Origin of the sequence: Streptomyces sp. AC555_RSS877 (genome assembly GCF_019049245.1) — a bacterium.
Classification (GTDB): Bacteria; Actinomycetota; Actinomycetes; order Streptomycetales; family Streptomycetaceae; genus Streptomyces.
Genome location: NZ_JAGMUK010000221.1, coordinates 54,541 through 74,978, shown reverse-complemented (window position 1 = coordinate 74,978; position 20,438 = coordinate 54,541). Strand labels below are relative to the sequence as shown.

General features: G+C 69.5%; 19 protein-coding genes, 1 tRNA gene and 1 pseudogene. 12 read left to right on the top strand and 9 right to left on the bottom strand.

Translation table 11 applies throughout. From position 1 onward, the window contains the following. Window positions 1–80: 80 nt before the first annotated feature. The 5 genes from KUM49_RS45505 to KUM49_RS45485 are packed head-to-tail and all read right to left on the bottom strand — an operon-like array spanning window position 81 to window position 4,201. Window positions 81–656, bottom strand: coding sequence for a hypothetical protein (locus KUM49_RS45505; RefSeq protein WP_217242866.1), 576 nt, complete (start codon window positions 654–656; stop codon window positions 81–83). Beyond that, a complete protein-coding gene (locus KUM49_RS45500; RefSeq protein WP_217242865.1) occupies window positions 653–2,050 on the bottom strand; it encodes a hypothetical protein in 1,398 nt (465 codons plus the stop codon). The genes KUM49_RS45505 and KUM49_RS45500 overlap by 4 nt, the downstream gene beginning before the upstream one ends. Beyond that, window positions 2,047–2,880 (bottom strand): ABC transporter ATP-binding protein, encoded by an 834-nt coding sequence (locus KUM49_RS45495; protein WP_217242864.1) that lies wholly within the window; start codon window positions 2,878–2,880, stop codon window positions 2,047–2,049. The genes KUM49_RS45500 and KUM49_RS45495 overlap by 4 nt, the downstream gene beginning before the upstream one ends. Further along, the gene (locus tag KUM49_RS45490; RefSeq protein ID WP_217243039.1) at window positions 2,877–3,695 is read right to left on the bottom strand and encodes a zf-HC2 domain-containing protein; all 819 of its coding nucleotides are present in this window, start codon (window positions 3,693–3,695) and stop codon (window positions 2,877–2,879) included. Before KUM49_RS45490 ends, KUM49_RS45495 begins: the two co-directional genes overlap by 4 nt. A 2-nt stretch (window positions 3,696–3,697) precedes the next feature. Further along, window positions 3,698–4,201 carry an RNA polymerase sigma factor gene (locus KUM49_RS45485; RefSeq protein ID WP_374200283.1) on the bottom strand — a complete coding sequence of 168 codons (504 nt, stop codon included), beginning with the start codon at window positions 4,199–4,201 and terminating at the stop codon, window positions 3,698–3,700. A gap of 337 nt (window positions 4,202–4,538) precedes the next feature. Here KUM49_RS45485 and KUM49_RS45480 point away from each other — a divergent pair, with 337 nt between their 5' ends. Then, entirely contained in the window at window positions 4,539–4,943 is a 405-nt protein-coding gene (locus KUM49_RS45480; RefSeq protein WP_217242862.1) for a PIN domain-containing protein, read from the top strand. Between the two features lie 773 nt (window positions 4,944–5,716). On the opposite strand, the gene KUM49_RS45475 is transcribed toward KUM49_RS45480, so the two are convergent. Continuing rightward, a complete protein-coding gene (locus KUM49_RS45475; protein WP_217242861.1) occupies window positions 5,717–6,562 on the bottom strand; it encodes a DUF6281 family protein in 846 nt (281 codons plus the stop codon). A 273-nt stretch (window positions 6,563–6,835) separates the two neighbouring features. On the opposite strand from KUM49_RS45475, the gene KUM49_RS45470 reads away from it, so the two are divergent. Next, on the top strand, window positions 6,836–7,105 hold the full coding sequence (locus tag KUM49_RS45470; RefSeq protein WP_217242860.1) for a hypothetical protein: 270 nt from the start codon (window positions 6,836–6,838) through the stop codon (window positions 7,103–7,105). 269 nt (window positions 7,106–7,374) lie between these two features. After that, window positions 7,375–7,663 (top strand): annotated as a pseudogene (locus KUM49_RS45465) (PIN domain-containing protein); the annotation flags it as partial. Between the two features lie 298 nt (window positions 7,664–7,961). Here KUM49_RS45465 and KUM49_RS45460 read toward each other — a convergent pair. Then, window positions 7,962–8,032 (bottom strand) — tRNA-Gly (locus tag KUM49_RS45460). Window positions 8,033–8,588: 556 nt separating this feature from the next. Between KUM49_RS45460 and dcd the strand changes: the two genes are divergently transcribed. The 3 genes from dcd (at window position 8,589) to KUM49_RS45445 (ending at window position 10,208) form a co-directional block, all read left to right on the top strand. After that, window positions 8,589–9,164, top strand: a complete 576-nt coding sequence (gene dcd / locus KUM49_RS45455) for a dCTP deaminase (protein ID WP_217242859.1) — start codon at window positions 8,589–8,591, stop codon at window positions 9,162–9,164. 50 nt (window positions 9,165–9,214) lie between these two features. Next, the gene (locus tag KUM49_RS45450; protein WP_217243038.1) at window positions 9,215–9,724 is read left to right on the top strand and encodes a phosphoribosyltransferase; all 510 of its coding nucleotides are present in this window, start codon (window positions 9,215–9,217) and stop codon (window positions 9,722–9,724) included. A gap of 115 nt (window positions 9,725–9,839) precedes the next feature. Continuing rightward, complete coding sequence (locus tag KUM49_RS45445; protein WP_217242858.1) at window positions 9,840–10,208, top strand: helix-turn-helix domain-containing protein; 369 nt, start codon at window positions 9,840–9,842, stop codon at window positions 10,206–10,208. Between the two features lie 82 nt (window positions 10,209–10,290). Here the strand turns inward: KUM49_RS45445 and KUM49_RS45440 are convergent, their stop codons facing one another. Further along, the gene (locus KUM49_RS45440; RefSeq protein WP_217242857.1) at window positions 10,291–11,277 is read right to left on the bottom strand and encodes a Yip1 family protein; all 987 of its coding nucleotides are present in this window, start codon (window positions 11,275–11,277) and stop codon (window positions 10,291–10,293) included. A 166-nt stretch (window positions 11,278–11,443) separates the two neighbouring features. Here KUM49_RS45440 and KUM49_RS45435 point away from each other — a divergent pair, with 166 nt between their 5' ends. After that, entirely contained in the window at window positions 11,444–12,475 is a 1,032-nt protein-coding gene (locus tag KUM49_RS45435) for a hypothetical protein (RefSeq protein ID WP_217242856.1), read from the top strand. Between the two features lie 72 nt (window positions 12,476–12,547). On the opposite strand, the gene KUM49_RS45430 is transcribed toward KUM49_RS45435, so the two are convergent. Beyond that, window positions 12,548–14,839 carry a heterodisulfide reductase-related iron-sulfur binding cluster gene (locus KUM49_RS45430; protein WP_217242855.1) on the bottom strand — a complete coding sequence of 764 codons (2,292 nt, stop codon included), beginning with the start codon at window positions 14,837–14,839 and terminating at the stop codon, window positions 12,548–12,550. A 228-nt stretch (window positions 14,840–15,067) separates the two neighbouring features. Here KUM49_RS45430 and KUM49_RS45425 point away from each other — a divergent pair, with 228 nt between their 5' ends. The 5 genes from KUM49_RS45425 (at window position 15,068) to KUM49_RS45405 (ending at window position 20,387) form a co-directional block, all read left to right on the top strand. Further along, entirely contained in the window at window positions 15,068–16,096 is a 1,029-nt protein-coding gene (locus tag KUM49_RS45425) for an MraY family glycosyltransferase (RefSeq protein WP_217242854.1), read from the top strand. A 96-nt stretch (window positions 16,097–16,192) separates the two neighbouring features. Further along, window positions 16,193–18,034, top strand: a complete 1,842-nt coding sequence (dnaK, locus tag KUM49_RS45420; RefSeq protein WP_217242853.1) for a molecular chaperone DnaK — start codon at window positions 16,193–16,195, stop codon at window positions 18,032–18,034. Continuing rightward, window positions 18,031–18,711 carry a nucleotide exchange factor GrpE gene (gene grpE / locus KUM49_RS45415; protein WP_217242852.1) on the top strand — a complete coding sequence of 227 codons (681 nt, stop codon included), beginning with the start codon at window positions 18,031–18,033 and terminating at the stop codon, window positions 18,709–18,711. Before dnaK ends, grpE begins: the two co-directional genes overlap by 4 nt. 33 nt (window positions 18,712–18,744) lie before the next feature. Beyond that, on the top strand, window positions 18,745–19,935 hold the full coding sequence (dnaJ, locus tag KUM49_RS45410; protein WP_217242851.1) for a molecular chaperone DnaJ: 1,191 nt from the start codon (window positions 18,745–18,747) through the stop codon (window positions 19,933–19,935). A 5-nt stretch (window positions 19,936–19,940) separates the two neighbouring features. After that, complete coding sequence (locus KUM49_RS45405) at window positions 19,941–20,387, top strand: heat shock protein transcriptional repressor HspR (protein ID WP_217242850.1); 447 nt, start codon at window positions 19,941–19,943, stop codon at window positions 20,385–20,387. The last annotated feature ends 51 nt before the right edge of the window (window positions 20,388–20,438 follow it).

The following is a 20,438-nucleotide window of genomic DNA, read 5'->3' as shown; positions in this document are numbered from 1 at the left end:
TGCGTCACCAGGGGGACACGAAGCACCACGGGGGACGGCGCGCACGATCACGGCCGTGTCCCGAGCGGTGGCCGGACCGGCTACCGCCTCGGTCCCGCGAAGGCGTAGACCGTGGTGCCGGTGACCGCGAGGACCAGGGCCGTCCAGGTGCCCGCCGCCGTGCCGGGCGGCAGCAGCATCCACGTCGCCACCTGCATCGGCGCACTCGTCGGGGGCGGGGCGAAGAACGAGAACGAGAGCCAGGCGAACGGCAGCGTCCACCCGAACTGCCCGCCGGAGAGCGCCGCGCCCAGAGCGGCCAGTCCCATCAGGCCCGCGCTGTCCCGGACGACGAACGCGGCGGTGGTCATGTCCTCGCCCATCGTCTGCACTGCCAGCAGCACCGCGGCCACGACCGCGCCGGCGAGCAGCACGTGCGCCGCTCTGCGGGGCGCCCAGCGGATCGCGGCCGTCCGGTCCAGCGCGAGGTCCTGCCCGCCGAGCCCGATCGAGACCGCCATCGCCCCGGTAGCGAGAACGAGCACGGCCGGCCGCTGATCCCCGGACCCCGCACCGCCGTCCCGGGCGAGCGCCCACACCGCCACCGCGCTGGTCACCACCATGGCGAGCGATGCGGGTACCTGACGCGAGCGCGCGTACAGCGTCAGCCATCTCACCGGGACGCACCGCCGGACAGCACATCGAACGGGTCGCCCTCGCAGGAGAGCGCGGCGGCGCGCATCGCGTTGATCCGCGAGAGCTGCTCGGCCCGCCCAAGCGCCTTGAGTTCCTTCCACACCGGGCGGGTCGCGGCGTCGACCTCGCGGCGCACACCTGCTGACTCCATGCCGGGAAGCGGCCTGAGGTCCCCGAGGACCCAGCCCGCCGCGACGGTCTGCGCGTATTCGTCTCCCCCGAAGCCGCTCCAGCCGACGGGGGTGCACCCCGGCACCATGCCCTTGGCGATCAGGGCCCGGGTCAGTTCCTCGCCCTTCGCGGCGGCGATGACGCCGTCGTCGAAGTCGATGAGCACGGTCTCGCGGGACCACTGCGGCGTGGAGCCCTCCGGCAGTACGGCGGTGTTCTCCCGGACCGACACCGGCGCCCGGCCGCCCAGGGCGCCGTGCAGCAGGCGCAGTGCCTCCTTACCGGGGCCCGCCAGGTCGGCGAGTCGCGCCTGGTGCGTCTTCGTCACGCACACCGGGCCGTCGCACACCAGCTCCGCGGCGGCCTCGTCGACGACGTACATCCGGCGCGGGTCGGAAGGGAGGACGAGCAGGGCGATCACCGCGCTCGCCAGGACGGGCGTCAGGGCGATCAGCCGGGCGCGCCAGGTCGCGGCGACCAGCAGCGCGAAGCCGGTCGCGGCCATGCCGAGGAGCCAGATCGTCTGCCCGACGTGCACGGAGGCGGAGAGCGTGAGGAGCACATCGCGCACCTCCTGCACCGCCGGTGACAGCAGGGAGACCCGGTTCGGCTCCGTGATCGTGATCCCCGTCGCCGTGGTCGTCTCCGTCCGGCCCAACGACATGTGCATGAGGGCCGTGAACACGAACGCGCTCATGGCCAGCGCGGGCGGGGTGAGCGCGGACGGCAGGGCCCGCCCGGCCCCCATGCCCAGCACGGCACCCGCGACGAGGAAGAGTGCCCCCACCAGCGAGACCGGCAGCCACCCGAGGTGCGTGTACCCGGAGTTGGCGAACACCTGGACCCCGCCCGCGAGGACGAGGAGCGCGAAGGCCGAGGCCAGCGTGATCGCCGTCGTGCCCGCGAGCGTGGCCGCGCGGTGCCAGGCGGGCCGCGGCGTGCTCGTGAGCAGGTCGGACATCTTCGAGCGGTGGTCGCGCAGCCCCTGCAGCGCCCCGAGCCCCACGGCCAGCGGCCACAGGTAGAACAGCAGGGAGCGGGTCCACATCGCCAGGGGCGTCCACTGGGCCGTCCACGCCGTGGTGCCCCTCCACCACTCGGCGTCCAGCAGGTACAGGAACGCCAGCGCGCTCGTCAGGACCACGACGCCGGCCCACGGGGCGACGGAGCGTCTCAGCTCGATGTGCAGGACACGGACGTTCACCAGGTGCCCCTTTCCTGCGCGGGGTTGAGCAGCAGGGCCGAGTAGCCGCGCTCCAGCGGACTGTCACCCACGTGCTCGGGTCCGCCCGCCGCGGCCAGCTCGTCCGGGGTGCCCTGGAAGACCAGCCGGCCCTCGGCGAACAGCACCACGTCGGTGCAGGCGGCGGCGACGTCCTCCACCAGGTGGGTCGAGACGACGACACAGGTGTCCGTGCCCAGTTCCTGCAACAGCTCGCGGAAGCGCAGTCGTTGGGCCGGGTCCAGGCCGACCGTCGGTTCGTCGAGGAGCAGGATCGCCGGGTCGTTGACGATGGCCTGGGCGATCCCGACGCGCCGCACCATGCCGCCGGACAGGGTCTTCATCCGGTCGTCGGCGCGGTCCGCGAGGCCGACCCGCTCGACCGCTCGCTGCACCGCCGCGGGGATGTCCGCCTTGGGCACCTCCTTCAGCCATGCCATGTACTCGACGAACTCGCGCACCGTGAAGCGCTTGTAGTAGCCGAACTCCTGGGGCAGGTAGCCGATCCGGCGGCGCAGCGCCCGGTGTTCGCCGAGGCCTCCGGCGGACTCGCCGAGCAGTTCCAGGGTTCCCTCGGCGGGGCGCAGCACGGTGGCCAGCGCCCGGATGAGGGTGGTCTTGCCGGCCCCGTTGGGTCCGAGCAGGCCGTGCACGCCGGTACCGAGCGACAGGTCGAGCCCGTCGACGGCCATCCGTTTCCGACCGACTCTCACCTTCAGCCCTGTGGCCCGGATCTCCCAGGCGTAGGGCGTCGGCGCGAGGTCGGCCGCGCTCACCGCGGACATCACGTTGTGTTCCTTCCGGTTGGTCATCGATGGGCTCCCAGTACGGCGTACGCGCCCCTGCGGGTGATCACGACGCCGATGCCGAGGGTGAGGATCAGGCCCCATACGGGCAGACCGTCCGTGTGCAGGGCGAAGGGCGTACGGCTGGTGGCCAGGGTCGGTGCCACGACCACGGCGGCCCACACCGCGACCAGCGCGACGGCGGCCCGGGTCACGCCGACGACTCCGCCGAGTGCCAGGGTCGTCGAGGTGAACGCCAGACAGGGCAGCAGCCACTGAGCGGCCGTCACCCCCGTCACCCATCCGCCCGCCAGCAGCGCGGGGACGACGACGGCGAGCACGGACGCGGTGCGCCGCAGCACCAGGGGAAGCCCGGCCCTGGGCACGGAGGCCGTCAGCTCGTACGCCGGGTCCAGCCCGCGCGACCACGACGCCGCGACACCGAGCACGGGCAGGACCGGGGCGAGCAGCAGCACCAGCGACACGTCACCAAAGCCGGTGCCGGCCAGGTCGAGCAGCAGCGCGAGCAGTGTCACGCTCACGACCATGGCCAGCCACGGCACCATCGTGGGCGTCAGCCACCTCGACAACCGTGCCGACCAGCGCCTGCGGCGGGGCATGGTGGCGGTGGTGGCCAGCCGGGGTTCGAGGTCGGACCACACGGTGCCGACCAGCGTCGCCACGGCGGGCGCCCCCGCCGTGGTGGCGGTCGACAACCGGTCACGGCAGACCCCGCACACCTCCAGATGGGCCTCCAGGGCCCACACCTCGTCGGCGGCGATGTCCGTATCGCCGCGCGCGTAACCGTCGATGAGCCGCGTCGACGCGTGTTCCACGCTCATGCTCATGCCAGCGCCCTCCGCATCTCGGTCCGGGCCCGACGGGCACGGGTCTTGACCGTGCCCTCGGGCACGCCGAGCAGGACCGAGGTCTCCCGGACGGACAGCCCGTCGAGCACCATGGCCTGCAGTACCTGTCTGAGTTCGGGCGCGAGGCGCCGCAGCGCGTCCCCGACATCACCGCCGACGGTCGCCGCCAGCGCCTCCTCCTCGGCCGCGGGTGCCATGGGTCGCGCGGCGGCCGCGGGCGGCGGCTCCGCGTGGTGGGCCCTGCGCCGGAACGCGTCTACGAGACGGCGTGCCGCGATCGTCCACAGCCAGCCGACGGCGGTCCCGCCGACCGCGGCCCCGGCGAACGCGCCCGCCGCGCGCCACACCGCCAGATACGTCTCCTGCATGACCTCGGCGACGATCTGCTCGTCGGCGCAGCGGCGCCGCAACCGCACCGCCAGCCACGGCGCGGTGCGCCGGTACAACTCCTCGAACGCCGCGCGGTCACCCCTCGCCACGAGCCGGACGAGACGCTCCTCGTCCAGCTCAGCCGGTTCCTTCCTCACTGATCTCACACCCGCTAGACGCCCGGCGCGTACGGCAGGTTTTCCCCTCGGTGTGATCCCCGTCATACGCGACGACTCCGAAAGCTCCGGTACGACGGCGTCCCGCCGTCTGCACCGGCGTCAGACGGGAGTCGCATTGCCACTGCCGCCGTGCCCGGCGCGCCGTGTGCGTTCCCAGGGTGGGGCCATGAGGTGGGATGGGCGCAGGCGACCGCGTCGTCACTCGAGTACCAGCCCGTCTCCGGTGCACAGCCGGTGAGCAGGAGGCAGGAGTCGGAGCTGATCTGGAGTGTCCGTCGCACCTGCACATGCCGGGATCCGAGACTCAGGCGTGGCCCTGCGATCGGCCTGGTACGACGCGATCGACGCCGGGGCCATCGCATCCTGCTACGTGCAGCGCGCCGAATTCCTCCACAGTGCCCGGAACGGACGCGAGTACGACGAGATCACGGAGATGTTCACCGACCTGTACGCCGATGTGCCGGTATCGAAGAACGCGGGGCGCTGGATCAGCGCAGTGCAACACCGGATGGCTCGGGCCGGTGAGCACCGCAGCGCTTCAGCAGTGGACCTCGTCATCGCCGCGACTGCAGCCCATCACGGACTGGCCGTTCTGCACGACGACGACGACTATCGCACCATTGCCCGGCACGCATCCGACCTGACCGAGCACAACATCCACGACATCGCCTGAGGGGTGGTCGCAGCGCTCGCGTCCACCGTTGCGGACTCGTTGAAGCCCTGTCCACCAGGCAGGAGTTGGGCAATCAACAGTGCTGCGCGGCGTCCGCACGCGCCATCCGTCTCTCCAGTGGGACGGGCAGGCTGAGGGCTCGCAGGTGCGACCGATGTGGTTGATGCGGCGAAACCGCAGGTCAGAGGAGCCGTTCGCGGTTAGATCCGGTGAGTCTGCCATGACCGCTGAGAACTTGTGCCCTCCGCGTGCCCGATCTTCGTGTACCCAGTGGCCGGTTCCTGCAGAGAAATCCTCGCCGACAAACAAGCCCCAGGCCACTGACCTGGGGCTTCAAGAAGAGCGGGTGACGAGAATCGAACTCGCACTCTCAGCTTGGGAAGGGACGGCGCTTGAGCGGACCACATGGCTTTGACCTGCGTAGATACCTCCCTTTTGAGGTGGTCGTCAGGGTCGGATCGCACCCCTGTTGACCGTGGTTGTCCGCTCTTACGGGCACGCTGTGGGCACGGCGTCGTGGAGAGAGGGGATACACGGCTCTCCGCCCCTCATTGGCCCGGGTTCCTTCGTGTCGTGGGTCGGTTTGGGTGTGCCGTTGCGGGTGCACACGTGGGGTTTCGGCCGTGCGGCCGCATGCCCGCTCGGCTCGGTACACGCGAGCCGGCCTGGGCGATGGCGCATTGGAGGGAGGGGCTTCCCCTGGGCGACGGCGACGGGCAGGTCGACGACGCGCAGGGGGAGGGAGCGATCCGGCGGCTGTGCGTGGGGTGGAGTTACGAGGCGTTGATGAGCTTCTCGATCTCGGAGGGCAGAGGCTTGTCGAGGTCGGCCACGTAGATCTGCATGGTGTCCTGGGAGTCGTCGACCGCGATGGCGATGCCGGGGTCGACGCCGGGGATCTTGTATGCGGGCGACTCCGGCTGCGGGAGGAGGCCGTCGTTGTGGTCGCCGGGTGTGTCGTTGCAGGCGACGTGGACGGCATTGCCCACCTTGTTGCCGGTCTTGACGTCGCGGTCGACGGTGACGCCCGTGTAGACCTTGCCGGCGAATTCCACCTCCTGCGCGCAGGCGCCTTCGGGCACCGTCGCTTCCGTCTGGTCCCGTGTGGTCGCGTCGTCGATGAGCTTCTGGACCTTGGCGGACAGCTGCTCGCCGGAGTTGACCACGAAGAAGGTGTCGTCGACGGCGATGGCATCGCGGGGGTCGACACCGTCGATCTTGTAGGCGGGCGATTCCGGCTGCGGGACGAGCGCGTCGTCCTTCCGGTCCGTGTCGTCGCACATGACCGAGACGGCCTTGCCCGCCTTCTTGCCGATCCCGAAGTCGACGTTCTCGACGGCCCTGCAGACGCGGCCTTGGAACTCCACGTCGAGCGGTTCCGCGCAGGCAGCGGGGGCCAGCTGTGGTGCCGAGTTCTCCGACTTGGTCTTCGAAACCGCCTTGTCCGACGGGGACTTCGAGCTCGCGTCGTTCGACGCCGTCGACGAGCATCCGACGGCGAGAACGGCGAAAGCAGCCGTCGCCAGCAGATCCAGCACGCCTATCCGCGCGACCTCTTGTCCACAGGCCGGAACGGTGTCGGCGGTTCCTCCGTACGCCCGGGTCGCGACGGGGCTCAAACATGGCCGAAACCGGGGTCCCGTGCCGGTATTCCCTGGGGTAACACTGGTCACGGAAATTGCTTGAGAGTTGGACAACCCCTTCGATGATTGGAAGACGGCATGCGCCTCACGTCCCCCCACGGCCGTACTTGCCGCACGGCCCGTTCCGCTTCCTTGGCCGCCCTGCTCGCCCTCACCGGTGCCACCGCTCTTGTCGCAGCGCCCACAGCGTCCGCAGCCACCACGGCCTCACTCACCGCCAACGTACCGATGGCCGCCAGAGGGGCCGGCATGTCCGTCGTGTATTTCGGCACTCTCCGGATCGATGACGGCACCTCCGTCACCTGCCTGGGTGCGCGGGACGCCGACGTCTCCGGCGGCAACGGCCGGATCGTACTCGCTACCGACTACAAGATCACCGCGGGCACCAGCATTGACATCTCCGCCTGGGAGGGCGGCAACTGCGGCTCGGGTGGGGGGATGCAGTCTCTCGGCGGCGTGACTGTCAAGCCCACGGCCGCCGACTTCTCCAACGGTGTCTACACGGTCAGGATTCCCTAGAAGGCTTGGACGAGCGAAGCCGTCCTGATCGGGTCGGTTTGCGTGATGGTGCAGGTTTTGGCTGTTCAGGTGGCTAGTCCGGGCGCGTCGGAGGTGGTCGTCCCGGCCTTGCCGTAGGCGCGGGTGGCGGTCCGGAGCGTGGTGGGCTGGTCGGGGTCGGCGAGGTCGGCCAGCCCGGTTCGGAACAGCCGGTCATGGACCCGGGTGAGGAAGAGGGTCTGTTCGTGGCTCGGCTGGTCCTCGGCACGTGGGCATGGGGAAGAGTGCCTGAGCTCGGCAGGGAGGCGGCACCTCAGCGCGGTCGACGACCTGCGGCGCTGGATCAGCCGGGGTCGTGTCGTCATCCCGGAGATCACGGAGCACCACCTGGGCGCCGCCCAATCGGCCCGCGTCCGCTACCGCGCCCTGGACCTCGACCTCGCCGACGCGGTGAACGTGGCGCTTGCCGCCGACTACGACACGGACGCGATTCTCACCCTCGACCGACGAGACTTCCGGGCCGTTCGCCCGTTGGGCCGCCACGAGGCGTTCCGGGTACTCCCCGACGACCTCCCGCTCTGGCGCAGGACCCTCGGCGGTCAAGTGCCCGCTCCCACGAGGGGCTTGTGTGCCGCCCGAGACGAAGCGCGTGCAGGACGGATATCGCCCTCGCCCGGGAACAGCGGGCTGAGGGCTCGTCTCCGGCTCATCTACATGAAAATGCAGGTCAACGTCACGCTGCGACGTGATTGGGGCGCCCTCTCAAGGCGCGCGTGCCCTCTGCGTGCCCAATCCCGGGGCACAGAAAACTCGCAAGACGCAGCAACGGCTCCCCAATGAAACAAGCCCCAGGCCGCTGACCTGGGGCTTCAAAAAGAGCGGGTGACGAGAATCGAACTCGCACTCTCAGCTTGGGAAGCTGATGTTCTACCACTAAACTACACCCGCGAAAGACGCCGGAATGAACCGGTGTCGGAACGCACGGTCACTTTACCTCATGTCCGGCCCCCGGCGCTGAAGCCGTGGGGCCGCTGTGTGTTTAAGGGGCGGTGACCGGGCTGCGGGGGGCCGGAGTTGGGGCGTACGGTGGAGACGTGGGAGAGGGGCCGGGTGGGCCGGAGTGCCGCCTGGAGAGTCGCTTCTTTGATCCCGTAATGTGGCTTTTGTCGTGCGGCGAGTAGCAGCCGGACGACGCGGCTCTTGGGGAAGGGACTCATGGACTTGATGGAACGCACCGTCGTCCGTTGTGCCGATGGGCACGTGTTCAGCACCGCTTCGTTCCCGATGCAGCAGGCCGAGCGGCTCGGTCCCGGACGGCTCGTCCGGTGTCCTCGGTGTGCCCGGCTCCGCAGTGTGGTGCCGGTGGCCCTGGAGAAGCATCAGGCGTAGCAGGTGACGCGGCAGTAGCCCTATCGGTATCCGTACCGGTAGTCGTACGAGAGCAGTGGTGGCGCGCGGGCCGTCCGATGGTGGTCGGTCCGCGCGTCTTGCGTATCCTCGGGGCGTGCTTCTCTCAGACAAGGACATCCGGGCCGAGATCGACGCCGGGCGGGTGCGCATCGATCCCTTCGACGAATCCATGGTGCAGCCGTCCAGCATTGACGTACGTCTTGATCGGTACTTCCGGGTGTTCGAGAACCACCGGTACCCCCACATCGATCCCTCCGTCGAGCAGGCGGATCTCACGCGGCTCGTCGAGCCGGAGGGCGATGAGCCGTTCATTCTGCATCCCGGGGAGTTCGTCCTCGCCAGTACGTACGAGGTCATCACGTTCCCCGACGATCTTGCTTCGCGGCTTGAGGGGAAGAGCTCCCTGGGGCGGCTGGGGCTTGTCACGCACTCCACCGCCGGGTTCATCGACCCGGGGTTCTCGGGGCACGTGACGCTGGAGCTGTCCAACCTCGCCACCCTCCCGATCAAGCTCTGGCCAGGCATGAAGATCGGGCAGCTGTGCATGTTCCGGCTCAGCTCGCCCGCCGAGTTCCCCTACGGGAGTGAGCGGTACGGGTCCCGGTACCAGGGGCAGCGCGGGCCGACCGCCTCCCGCTCCTTCCTCAACTTCCATCGGACACAGGTGTGAGCGAGGGGATGAGCGCGGGGATGAGCGAGGGGGCGAGTGGTGTGAGCGGTGTGAGCGGTGTTCGGGAGAATCTGACCTACGAGGCGTTCGGTACCGCCGTGCGCGAGCTCGCGCAGGCCATCGCCGACTCCGGGTACGAGCCCGACATAGTGCTCTCCATCGCCCGCGGCGGGGTGTTCGTCGCCGGCGGGCTCGCCTACGCCCTCGACTGCAAGAACATCCATCTCGTGAACGTCGAGTTCTACACGGGGATCGGCACCACCCTCGACATGCCCGTCATGCTCGCGCCCGTCCCCAACGCCATCGACTTCTCCTCCAAGAAGGTCCTCATCACCGACGACGTCGCCGACACCGGCAAGACGCTCAAGCTGGTGCGTGACTTCTGTCTCGACACGGTCGCCGAGGTGCGCAGCGCGGTCATCTACGAGAAGACCCAGTCGCTGGTCAAGTGTGAGTACGTGTGGAGGCGGACCGATGAGTGGATCAACTTCCCGTGGAGTGTCCTGCCTCCCGTACACAGGTCGGGAGAGGCACCCAAGGAGAACAAGGAAGCCGTCTGACCTGCGGACGCGGATGCGGATGCGGGTTCTCTCCTTCGGTGGTTTGTGCTGCTGGAGCCCTATACTCACCATCGGTAACTAGCCACCTCACGTAACCGATGGACCGGTGTGACGCATGCCACAGCACCCGGATTTCGATGTGATGACCGCGACCTGCCCTTCGCGCACGTCGCTGGCCCGCATTGCCAACAAGTGGACCGCCATGGTGGTCATCGCCCTCAGCAGCGGCCGGTTGCGCTTTCGCGACCTGCGCACCGCCGTCGACGGCATCAGCGCCAAGGTCCTCACCGACACCCTGCGGGACCTGGAACGGGACGGCCTCGTCACCCGCCATGTCTACGCCGAGGTGCCGCCGAGGGTCGAGTACGAACTGACCGCGCTGGGACGCACGCTGCACATGCCCCTGGAAGCACTGGGCCGTTGGGCCGAGGAGCACATCGAAGCGGTACTCGCGGCACGCGAGCAGTACGACGCCCGGAGCTGAGGACGGCCGACCGTAGCTGGGCGGCCCACGAGAAGGGGCTCCCCGCAGCACGCGGGGAGCCCCTTTCCTACGCTGCGGAACCTCAGAACGTGCCCAGCTTCACGATCGACAGCAGTGCGATCAGCTGGATCGCGGAAGCGCCCAGCGCCTTCGGCCACGGCAGGTCGTGGGAGCGGCGGACCATCACGGTCAGCAGGGCGCCGGCCGCGACCCAGGTGGCCCAGCCCAGGATCTGGACGAAGCTCGCGTCGCCGCCGAAGAACATCGCGACGACCAGGCGCGGGGCGTCCGTGAGGGACATGATCAGCATGGAGAGGCCGACGGTGGGCTGCCATGCGCCGTCGCCGCCGAGCTGGCGGGCCAGGGTGTGGGTGACCACGCCCAGGACGAAGGAGCTCAGCACCATCGCGACGGCGGTGACCAGGACGATCGGGACCGCGTTCGACAGCGTGGCGTTGATCGCGTCCTCGCGGGCGCCGTCGAAGCCGAAGACCGCGAGCAGGCCGTAGAGGAAGGACACGACGAGGGCGGGGCCCCACACCGTGTAGTCGCGCATCTGGAGGAAGGTCTGGTTGGGGGCCAGGACGATGCCCCTCAACAGCTGCTTCCAGTGCAGGCGGGGGCCGACCGGGGCCGTGGGGGCCGAGCCTGCGCGGTAGGTGCCGCCCTGGTTGTAGGGGTCCTCGTCGACCGAGAACGCCTGGGTGTGCCCCGGTTGGTTGGCGGCGTACGGGTCGGGGCCGGGCTGCGGCGGGTATGCGCCGCCGTCGCCGAAGTACTCCGGCTCGTCGTAACCGCCCGCCTGGGTGCCGCCGCCGTACTGCTGCCCCGGGTGGGGTTGCGGCGCCGGCGGGTAGCCGTACGACGGTCCCTGGGACGAGCCGTACGGCGGTCCCTGGGGCGCCTGCTGCTGCCCGTACGGAGGTTGTTGCGGTCGCGCGTGAGGAGCGCCGTTGTCCCGGCCGCGTCCGATCCTGAATCCAGCCACGTCTTCGAACGTACCTGGTCTCGGAGAGTGACGTGCCGGGCCTGGCGTTCCGGGCCCGGCTTTGCTGCCGAGCTGTGACATCCCCTAGGGGACCCCTGGGCCCCTTGGCAGGGGTGTCGAGGGGCAGGTGTGCCGGGGTGCGGGGTGCCGGTGGTGATTTGGCTGATGGTGGCCAAGAGGTTGCATGTGACGCCGGACGCGTGATGATGCGGTTGTTCGGTTTGGGGGAGTCGGGGGGAGGGCGCTCATGCACTCTGTGTTGTTCTGGGTGCTGGTCTGGGTCGTACGGCTGTGTGCGCTGGCGGGCTGGGTGGCCACCGCGGTGGCCTGTACGTGGCTGCTCGGCGTCGCGCCCACGCCCCAGCCGTGGAACGGGCCGCTGGTGTGGGGCGCCGTCGCGGCGGGGTGTGCGGTGGTGCGGGCGCTGGCGCTGTGGGTGTTGCGGGTGCCCGCCGCGGTTGCCTGGTGGCACGGGCGTTGGCGGCTTCTGGGCGGCGTCTCACTGAGCAAGGAGGGGAGTGCGGACCGCCGCCGGGACGACTGGGACGACGTCCACGAACTCTCCTTCCAGGGGCACGAGATCTGGACCAAACTCCGCACCGCCGCCGTCTGGATGCTCGTGGCGTTCTCCTCGGGCGCGTTCTTCGTCGCGCTGCTGACCGGCTCGGAGGCGGGAGGCAGGGCCGAGACGCTGCGGGACGCCGGCGCCGAGGTCAGTGCCGCGACGGTCGTGGAGAAGCCGACGGCGGTTCGGACGGACGTGGACGACGAGGACGTCGTACAGGGTTACTCGTCGCGCCTCGTCGTGTCCGTGGCCGGAGGGCCCGAACGGCTCACCGTGAAGGGCGCGTACACCTCCGAGAAGCCCCGCAAGGGGAGTGAGGTCGACGTCCTGTGGGCCCGGTCCGCGACGCGGCTCGGCGGGTTCGTCCACGAGGGCAGGGACCTGCCGACGATCGCCGAGGGGCGCTGGAAGGCTTTCCCGGACAGCGAGTTGGGCGGCGCGATGCTGTTCGCCTTCATCCTCCTCGCGGTGGTCTTCGGCGGCGTTCTGACGCCCGTGTTCAGCCTGGTCGCCGACGCCGACGATCTGCAGAAGCTGGCCTGGTCCCCACTCGCGCAGACGGTCCGGGCGGCTCTGGCCGCGGCCGTGTTCCTCGGCTGGCGCCCGCTTCTGCTGGGGGAGGAACCGCGGCTTGCGGAACTGCTCTTCGCCGGGGGGAGCTTCTTCCTCGTCCTGGTCGTGTACATCCTCACGTCGATCCGCAGCCTTCGGTGACGGGACCGCGTACGACGACGCCCCCATGTCCGGTCGGGACATGGGGGCGTTTCAACGCACCTGCGGAACCGGCTACTTCACCGGCTGCGGCTCCGGCTCGCTCTCGGCGTCCGTGTCGCCCGCCGGGGGCTCGTCGTCCACCGGCGTCCTGACGGAGTCCAGGAGCAGCTGGGCGACGTCGACGACCTGGATGGACTCCTTGGCCTTGCCGTCGTTCTTCTTGCCGTTGACCGAGTCGGTCAGCATGACGAGGCAGAACGGGCAGGCCGTGGAGACGATGTCCGGGTTGAGGGAAAGGGCCTCGTCGACACGCTCGTTGTTGATGCGCTTGCCGATCCGCTCCTCCATCCACATCCGCGCGCCACCGGCGCCGCAGCAGAAGCCGCGCTCCTTGTGGCGGTGCATCTCCTGCTGGCGCAGGCCCGGGACGGCCGTCATGATCTCGCGCGGGGGCGTGTAGATCTTGTTGTGGCGGCCCAGGTAGCAGGGGTCGTGGTAGGTGATGAGGCCCTCGACCGGCGTCACCGGGACCAGCTTGCCCTCGTCGATCAGGTGCTGGAGCAGCTGGGTGTGGTGGATGACCTCGTAGTCGCCGCCGAGCTGCGGGTACTCGTTGCCGAGGGTGTTCAGGCAGTGCGGGCAGGTGGCGACGATCTTCTTCGCCGACTTGGGCTTCTTCGACTCCTCGGTGAAGTTGCCCTCGTCGTCCATCTCCTCGCCGAACGCCAGGTTCAGCGCGGAGACGTTCTCCATGCCGAGCTCCTGGAACAGCGGCTCGTTGCCGAGGCGCCGCGCCGAGTCACCCGTGCACTTCTCGTCGCCGCCCATGATCGCGAACTTGACGCCCGCCATGTGGAGGAGTTCCGCGAAGGCCTTCGTGGTCTTCTTGGCGCGGTCTTCCAGCGCGCCCGCGCAGCCGACCCAGTACAGGTACTCGACCTCGGAGAGGTCCTCGATGTCCTTGCCGACGACCGGCACCTCGAAGTCGAGTTCCTTCAGCCACTCCAGGCGCTGCTTCTTGGCGAGGCCCCAGGGGTTGCCCTTCTTCTCCAGGTTCTTGAGCATCGTGCCCGCCTCGGAGGGGAAGCTGGACTCGATCATCACCTGGTAGCGGCGCATGTCGACGATGTGGTCGACGTGCTCGATGTCGACCGGGCACTGCTCGACGCAGGCGCCGCAGGTGGTGCAGGACCACAGGACGTCCGGGTCGATGACGCCGTTCTCCTCGGCGGTGCCGACGAGGGGGCGCTCGGCCTCCGCGAGAGCGGCGGCCGGGACGTCCTTCAGCTGCTCCTGTGACGCCTTCTCCTCGCCCTCCATGGTCTTGCCGCCACCCGCGAGCAGGTAGGGCGCCTTGGCGTGGGCGTGGTCCCGCAGCGACATGATCAGCAGCTTCGGGGAGAGCGGCTTGCCGGTGTTCCAGGCCGGGCACTGGGACTGGCAACGCCCGCACTCGGTGCAGGTGGAGAAGTCCAGCAGGCCCTTCCAGGAGTACTGCTCGACCTGGGAGACGCCGAACACGTCGTCGTCGCCCGGGTCGGTGAAGTCGATCGGCTTGCCGCCGGAGGTCATCGGCTGGAGTCCGCCCAGGGCGGTCCCGCCGGTGGCGTTGCGCTTGAACCAGATGTTCGGGAACGCCAGGAAGCGGTGCCAGGCCACGCCCATGTTGGTGTTGAGCGAGACCGTGATCATCCAGACCATGGTCGTGCCCAGCTTGATCATCGCGGTGAAGTAGATCAGGTTCTGGAGCGTGCCGACGCTCAGCCCCTTGAAGGCCAGGACCAGCGGGTACGAGGCGAAGTACGCGGCCTCGTAGTGCTCCACGTGGTGGATGGCGCCCTCGAGGCCACGCAGCACGTAGATGGCCAGACCGATGGTGAGGATCACGTACTCGACGAAGTACGCCTGACCCATCTTCGAGCCCGCGAACCGTGACTTGCGGCCCGGCCGGGACGGCAGGTTCAGCAGGCGGATGACCATCAGCGTGGCGATGCCGAGGGTCGTCATCGCGGCGATGAACTCGATGTACAGCTCGTACGGCAGGAAGCCGCCGATCACCGGGAGCGTCCAGTCGGCCTCGAAGAGCTGGCCGTAGGCGGTGATGATGGTCGGCGGCAGCGTCAGGAAGCCGATCGCCACGAACCAGTGGGCGAAGCCGACGATGCCCCAGCGGTTCATCCGGGTGTGACCGAGGAACTCCTTCACCAGCGTCACGCTGCGCTGGTAGGGGTTGTCGGTCCGGGCGCCGGCGGGGAGCGGCTGACCGAGTTTGAAGTACCGGACGAACTGGCCGATGGCGCGTGCGAGCAGCGCGACGCCGACCACGGTCAGAACCAGCGACACGATGATCGCGGCGAGTTGCATTTCGGGCTCCTCGGGCCTGCGAGGGGGTCTTCGCGGGAGATTACTAAGCGGTAACTTATGCAGTCCTCTGAGAGTACCCGCAATCCTGTGTCGCAATGTAGTCAGCCGCTCGGTGATCTGTGCTACTGAGGCAGACCTCAGTAAACCCGGTGGCGACCGGCTCACGCGGCGCGCCGGTCCAGTCCCGCCATTCATACCAAATCATGACATTCGGCTTAGCTTGGATCCGTGCTCTACGGGATCGCCGCCGCCGTCATCGCCCTCGTCCTCGCCGCCGTCCTCACCGCTGCCCTGCGGGTCCCTGCCCTACGCCTCGGCATCCTCGACCGGCGCCGGCAGCGCCCGCTCCCGCTGCTCGGCGGAGTGGCCGTCGTGCTCGTCACCTGCCTGGTCACGATGGCCGGGGAGTGGACCGGGTTCGCGCCGCTCGTGGACGGCGTCGGCACGCTGCTCTGCGCCGGGACCGCCGTCGCCGCGCTGGGTCTGATCGCCGACCTGCGGCGCGTCAAGATGCGCTTCCTGGTGGGCGGTACGGCTGTCGCGGCGGCCTGTGTGGTGCCGTACGCGGAGACCGGGATCGCGGGCGGGCTGTCGGCGATCTGCTGGATCGTCTTCGTCGCCGTCGGCTTCCGGGCACTCGACCACGCGGACGCGCTGGCGGGCACCGTGGGGGTCGTCACCGCCTTCGGGGTGGGGGTGCTCGCGGCGGCCGAGGTGCTGGACGGGCTGGCCGCGCTGCTGAGCGTGCTGGCCGCCGCGCTGACCGGCTTCCTGATGCACAACTGGCCTCCCGCACGCGTGGGGCTCGGTTCGTGCGGGTCCCTGTTCACCGGGTTCGTGCTCGCCTCGGCCGCCGTGGCCGCCCGGACCGGGCACGAACCGGCGTCCAGCGCGGGCGTGCTGTTCGCGCTGACGGCCCTCGCGGGCGCGGACGCCGCCCTCGTCCTGCTCTCCCGGCGGCTGGCCGGGCGGCCGCTGCTGCGCGGCGGGCCGGACCATCTCGCGCACCGGCTGCGGCGGCTCGGCCTCACCCCTCAGGGGGTGGCGGTTCTGCTCGGTGTCGGGGCGTTGGGCGGGGTACTCGTCGCGGTCCTCGTGCATCTGGAATGGGTCGCGCACTCCGGGGTGTTCTGGGTGGCGGCGGGCGCCCTGGTCGCCGTGATCGCCCTGCTGCGGATCCGGGTGTACACCCCTCGCAGTCCTCGGCGCCTGGAATCCCCGCAGGTCACAGGGCGGTTGCGTGTAAGGAACGGATAAGAGTTGAGTCCGCACGACTCAGGTCTGTTGACCAGGGCTGAGGCGTCGTGCACACTTGAGTCCGTTCCACTCAAGTCATCGCTGGAGGAATCAACCATGGCACGTGCGGTCGGCATCGACCTGGGCACGACTAACTCCGTCGTCAGCGTTCTGGAGGGCGGCGAGCCCACCGTGATCACCAACGCCGAGGGCGCCAGGACCACGCCGTCCGTCGTCGCCTTCGCCAAGAACGGTGAGGTGCTCGTCGGCGAGGTGGCCAAGCGCCAGGCGGTCACGAACGTGGACCGGACCATCCGCTCGGTGAAGCGCCACATGGGCACCGACTGGAAGATCGAGCTGGACGGGAAGCCCTTCAACCCGCAGCAGATGTCCGCGTTCATCCTGCAGAAGCTGAAGCGGGACGCCGAGGCCTACCTGGGCGAGAAGGTGACCGACGCGGTCATCACCGTCCCGGCGTACTTCAACGACTCCGAGCGCCAGGCGACGAAGGAGGCCGGCGAGATCGCGGGCCTGAACGTCCTGCGTATCGTCAACGAGCCCACCGCGGCCGCGCTCGCGTACGGCCTCGACAAGGACGACCAGACGATCCTCGTCTTCGACCTCGGTGGCGGCACCTTCGACGTGTCCCTCCTGGAGATCGGCGACGGCGTCGTCGAGGTGAAGGCCACCAACGGCGACAACCACCTCGGTGGTGACGACTGGGACCAGCGCGTCGTCGACTACCTGGTCAAGCAGTTCGCGTCCGGCCACGGTGTGGACCTCGGCAAGGACAAGATGGCCCTGCAGCGCCTCCGCGAGGCCGCAGAGAAGGCCAAGATCGAGCTGTCCTCGTCCACCGAGACCTCGATCAACCTGCCGTACATCACCGCGTCCGCCGAAGGCCCGCTGCACCTGGACGAGAAGCTCACCCGCTCTCAGTTCCAGCAGCTGACGGCCGACCTGCTGGAGCGCTGCAAGACGCCGTTCCACAACGTCATCAAGGACGCCGGCATCAACCTCTCCGAGATCGACCACGTCGTTCTCGTCGGTGGCTCCACCCGGATGCCCGCCGTCGCCGAGCTCGTCAAGGAGCTCACCGGCGGCCAGGACGCCAACAAGGGCGTCAACCCGGACGAGGTCGTCGCCATCGGCGCCGCCCTGCAGGCCGGTGTCCTCAAGGGTGAGGTCAAGGACGTCCTGCTCCTCGACGTGACCCCGCTGTCCCTGGGTATCGAGACCAAGGGCGGCATCATGACCAAGCTGATCGAGCGGAACACGACGATCCCGACCAAGCGGTCCGAGATCTTCACCACCGCCGAGGACAACCAGCCTTCGGTCCAGATCCAGGTCTACCAGGGCGAGCGCGAGATCGCGGCGTACAACAAGAAGCTCGGGATGTTCGAGCTGACCGGTCTGCCGCCGGCCCCGCGCGGTGTCCCGCAGATCGAGGTCGCCTTCGACATCGACGCCAACGGCATCATGCACGTCACGGCCAAGGACCTCGGCACCGGCAAGGAGCAGAAGATGACCGTCACCGGCGGCTCCTCGCTGCCGAAGGACGAGGTCGACCGCATGCGCCAGGAGGCCGAGAAGTACGCGGAGGAGGACCACGCCCGCCGCGAGGCCGCCGAGACCCGCAACCAGGGCGAGCAGCTCGTCTACCAGACGGAGAAGTTCCTCAAGGACAACGAGGACAAGGTCCCCGGCGAGATCAAGACCGAGGTCGAGGCCTCGATCGAGGAGCTCAAGGCCGCGCTCAAGGGCGAGGACACCGCCGAGATCCGTACCGCCACCGAGAAGGTCGCGGCCGTCTCGCAGAAGCTCGGCCAGGCGATGTACGCCGACGCCCAGGCGGGCCAGGCCACCGCCGGTGCCGAGGGCGCGTCCGAGGCCAAGGCCGACGACGACGTCGTGGACGCCGAGATCGTGGACGACGAGCGCAAGGACGGTGCCGCGTGACGGAGGAGACCCCGGGCTTCGACGAGAAGCCCGACGTCCCTTCCGGCGCCACCCCCGACGACGCCGAGCCGAAGGCCGCCTCCCCCTCCGGGGAGGGGGCGGCCCCGGCCGGGGACGCATCAGCACAGTTGGCAGGCCTGACGGCCCAGCTGGATCAGGTACGCACGGCGCTCGACGAGCGCACCGCGGACCTCCAGCGGCTCCAGGCCGAGTTCCAGAACTACCGCCGCCGGGTCGAGCGGGACCGGATCGCGGTCAAGGAGATCGCCATCGCGAACCTCCTGACCGAGCTCCTGCCGGTCCTCGACGACATCGGCCGTGCGCGGGACCACGGCGAACTCGTCGGCGGATTCAAGTCCGTCGCGGAGTCGCTGGAGACCGTCGCGGCGAAGATGGGCCTGCAGCAGTTCGGCAAGGAGGGCGAGCCCTTCGACCCGACGATCCACGAGGCTCTGATGCACTCGTACGCGCCGGACGTCACGGAGACGACGTGCGTGGCGATTCTGCAGCCCGGGTACCGGTTCGGCGAGCGCACCATCCGCCCCGCGCGGGTGGCCGTGGCCGAGCCCCAGCCCGGCGCGCAGACCGTCAAGGGCGACGAGGCGGAGACGTCATCCGGTGCCTCGGGTGCCTCCGCCGCCGACGACAAGGAGAGCGGTGGCCCGGACGAGGGCTGAGCTTGAACCCACGTGGAAGGAGGGACGTCGAGGATGAGCACCAAGGACTTCATCGAGAAGGACTACTACAAGGTCCTCGGCGTCCCCAAGGACGCCACCGAGGCCGAGATCAAGAAGGCGTACCGGAAGCTCGCCCGCGAGTTCCACCCGGACGCCAACAAGGGCAACGCCAGGGCCGAGGAGCGCTTCAAGGAGATCTCCGAGGCGAACGACATCCTCGGCGACCCCAAGAAGCGCAAGGAGTACGACGAGGCCCGCGCCCTCTTCGGCAACGGCGGCTTCCGCCCGGGGCCGGGCGCGGGCGGCGGCTCCTTCAACTTCGACCTGGGTGACCTCTTCGGAGGCGGCGCCCAGGGCGGCGGCTCCCAGGGAGGCGCCGGCGGTTTCGGGGGCGGCATCGGTGACGTCTTCGGGGGCCTGTTCAACCGCGGCGGCGCCGGCACGGGCACGCGTACGCAGCCCCGGCGCGGCCAGGACATCGAGTCCGAGGTCACCCTCAGCTTCACCGAGGCGATCGAGGGCGCGACGGTCCCGCTGCGGATGTCCTCGCAGCAGCCCTGCAAGGCATGCTCGGGCACCGGCGACAAGAACGGCACACCGCGCGTGTGCCCGACCTGCGTCGGCACCGGTCAGGTCGCCCGCGGCACCGGCGGGGGCTTCTCCCTCACCGACCCGTGCCCCGACTGCAAGGGCCGCGGCCTGATCGCCGAGCACCCCTGCCTCGACTGCAAGGGCAGCGGCCGGGCCAAGTCCTCCCGCACCATGCAGGTCCGCATCCCGGCGGGCGTCACCGACGGGCAGCGGATCCGGCTGCGCGGCAAGGGCGCACCCGGCGAGCGCGGCGGCCCGGCGGGCGACCTGTACGTCACGGTGCACGTGGGCGCCCACCCGGTCTTCGGCCGCAAGGGCGACAACCTCACGGTGACGGTCCCGGTCACGTTCGCGGAGGCGGCACTGGGCGGCGAGGTCAGGGTCCCCACCCTGGGCGGTCCTCCCGTCACCCTGAAGCTGCCCCCGGGCACGCCCAACGGCCGCACCATGCGCGCCCGCGGCAAGGGCGCGGTCCGCAAGGACGGCACCCGCGGCGACCTGTTGGTCACCGTCGAGGTGAGTGTTCCGAAGGACCTGACGGGGAATGCTCGTGAAGCGCTAGAGGCGTATCGCGAGGCAACCGCGGACGAGGACCCGCGGGCGGAGCTGTTCCAGGCCGCGAAGGGAGCATGATCGAGATGGACGGTCGTCGACGCAACCCGTATGAACTGACCGAGGAAACCCCGGTCTACGTCATCTCGGTGGCGGCCCAGCTCTCCGGCCTGCACCCGCAGACCCTGCGCCAGTACGACCGTCTCGGCCTGGTCTCCCCGGACCGCACCCCCGGGCGGGGCCGCCGCTACTCGGCCCGCGACATCGAACTGCTGCGCACCGTCCAGCAGTTGTCGCAGGACGAAGGCATCAACCTGGCCGGCATCAAGCGGATCATCGAGCTGGAGAACCAGGTCGCCGCGCTGCAGTCCCGCGTCGCGGAGATGGAGGCGGCCCTCGAGGGCGCCGCCGCGGCGATGCGCCAGCGGGAGGCGGCGGTACACGCGTCGTACCGCCGCGACCTGGTCCCGTACCAGGAGGTCCAGCAGACGAGTGCGCTGGTGGTGTGGCGGCCCAAGCGGCAGCAGGACTGACGGCTGAGGCCAACTCGTGGAGAGGGCCGGGATTTCCCGGCCCTCTTCGCG

Coding starts and splice junctions, on each gene's coding strand:
- KUM49_RS45495 (WP_217242864.1), bottom strand. CDS start 2,880: ATGACCAACCGGAAGGAACACAACGTGATGTCCGCGGTGAGCGCGGCC.
- KUM49_RS45490 (WP_217243039.1), bottom strand. CDS start 3,695: ATGAGCGTGGAACACGCGTCGACGCGGCTCATCGACGGTTACGCGCGC.
- KUM49_RS45470 (WP_217242860.1), top strand. CDS start 6,836: ATGTCCGTCGTGTATTTCGGCACTCTCCGGATCGATGACGGCACCTCC.
- KUM49_RS45445 (WP_217242858.1), top strand. CDS start 9,840: ATGCCACAGCACCCGGATTTCGATGTGATGACCGCGACCTGCCCTTCG.
- KUM49_RS45440 (WP_217242857.1), bottom strand. CDS start 11,277: ATGTCACAGCTCGGCAGCAAAGCCGGGCCCGGAACGCCAGGCCCGGCA.
- KUM49_RS45435 (WP_217242856.1), top strand. CDS start 11,444: ATGCACTCTGTGTTGTTCTGGGTGCTGGTCTGGGTCGTACGGCTGTGT.
- KUM49_RS45430 (WP_217242855.1), bottom strand. CDS start 14,839: ATGCAACTCGCCGCGATCATCGTGTCGCTGGTTCTGACCGTGGTCGGC.
- dnaK (WP_217242853.1), top strand. CDS start 16,193: ATGGCACGTGCGGTCGGCATCGACCTGGGCACGACTAACTCCGTCGTC.
- dnaJ (WP_217242851.1), top strand. CDS start 18,745: ATGAGCACCAAGGACTTCATCGAGAAGGACTACTACAAGGTCCTCGGC.
- KUM49_RS45405 (WP_217242850.1), top strand. CDS start 19,941: ATGGACGGTCGTCGACGCAACCCGTATGAACTGACCGAGGAAACCCCG.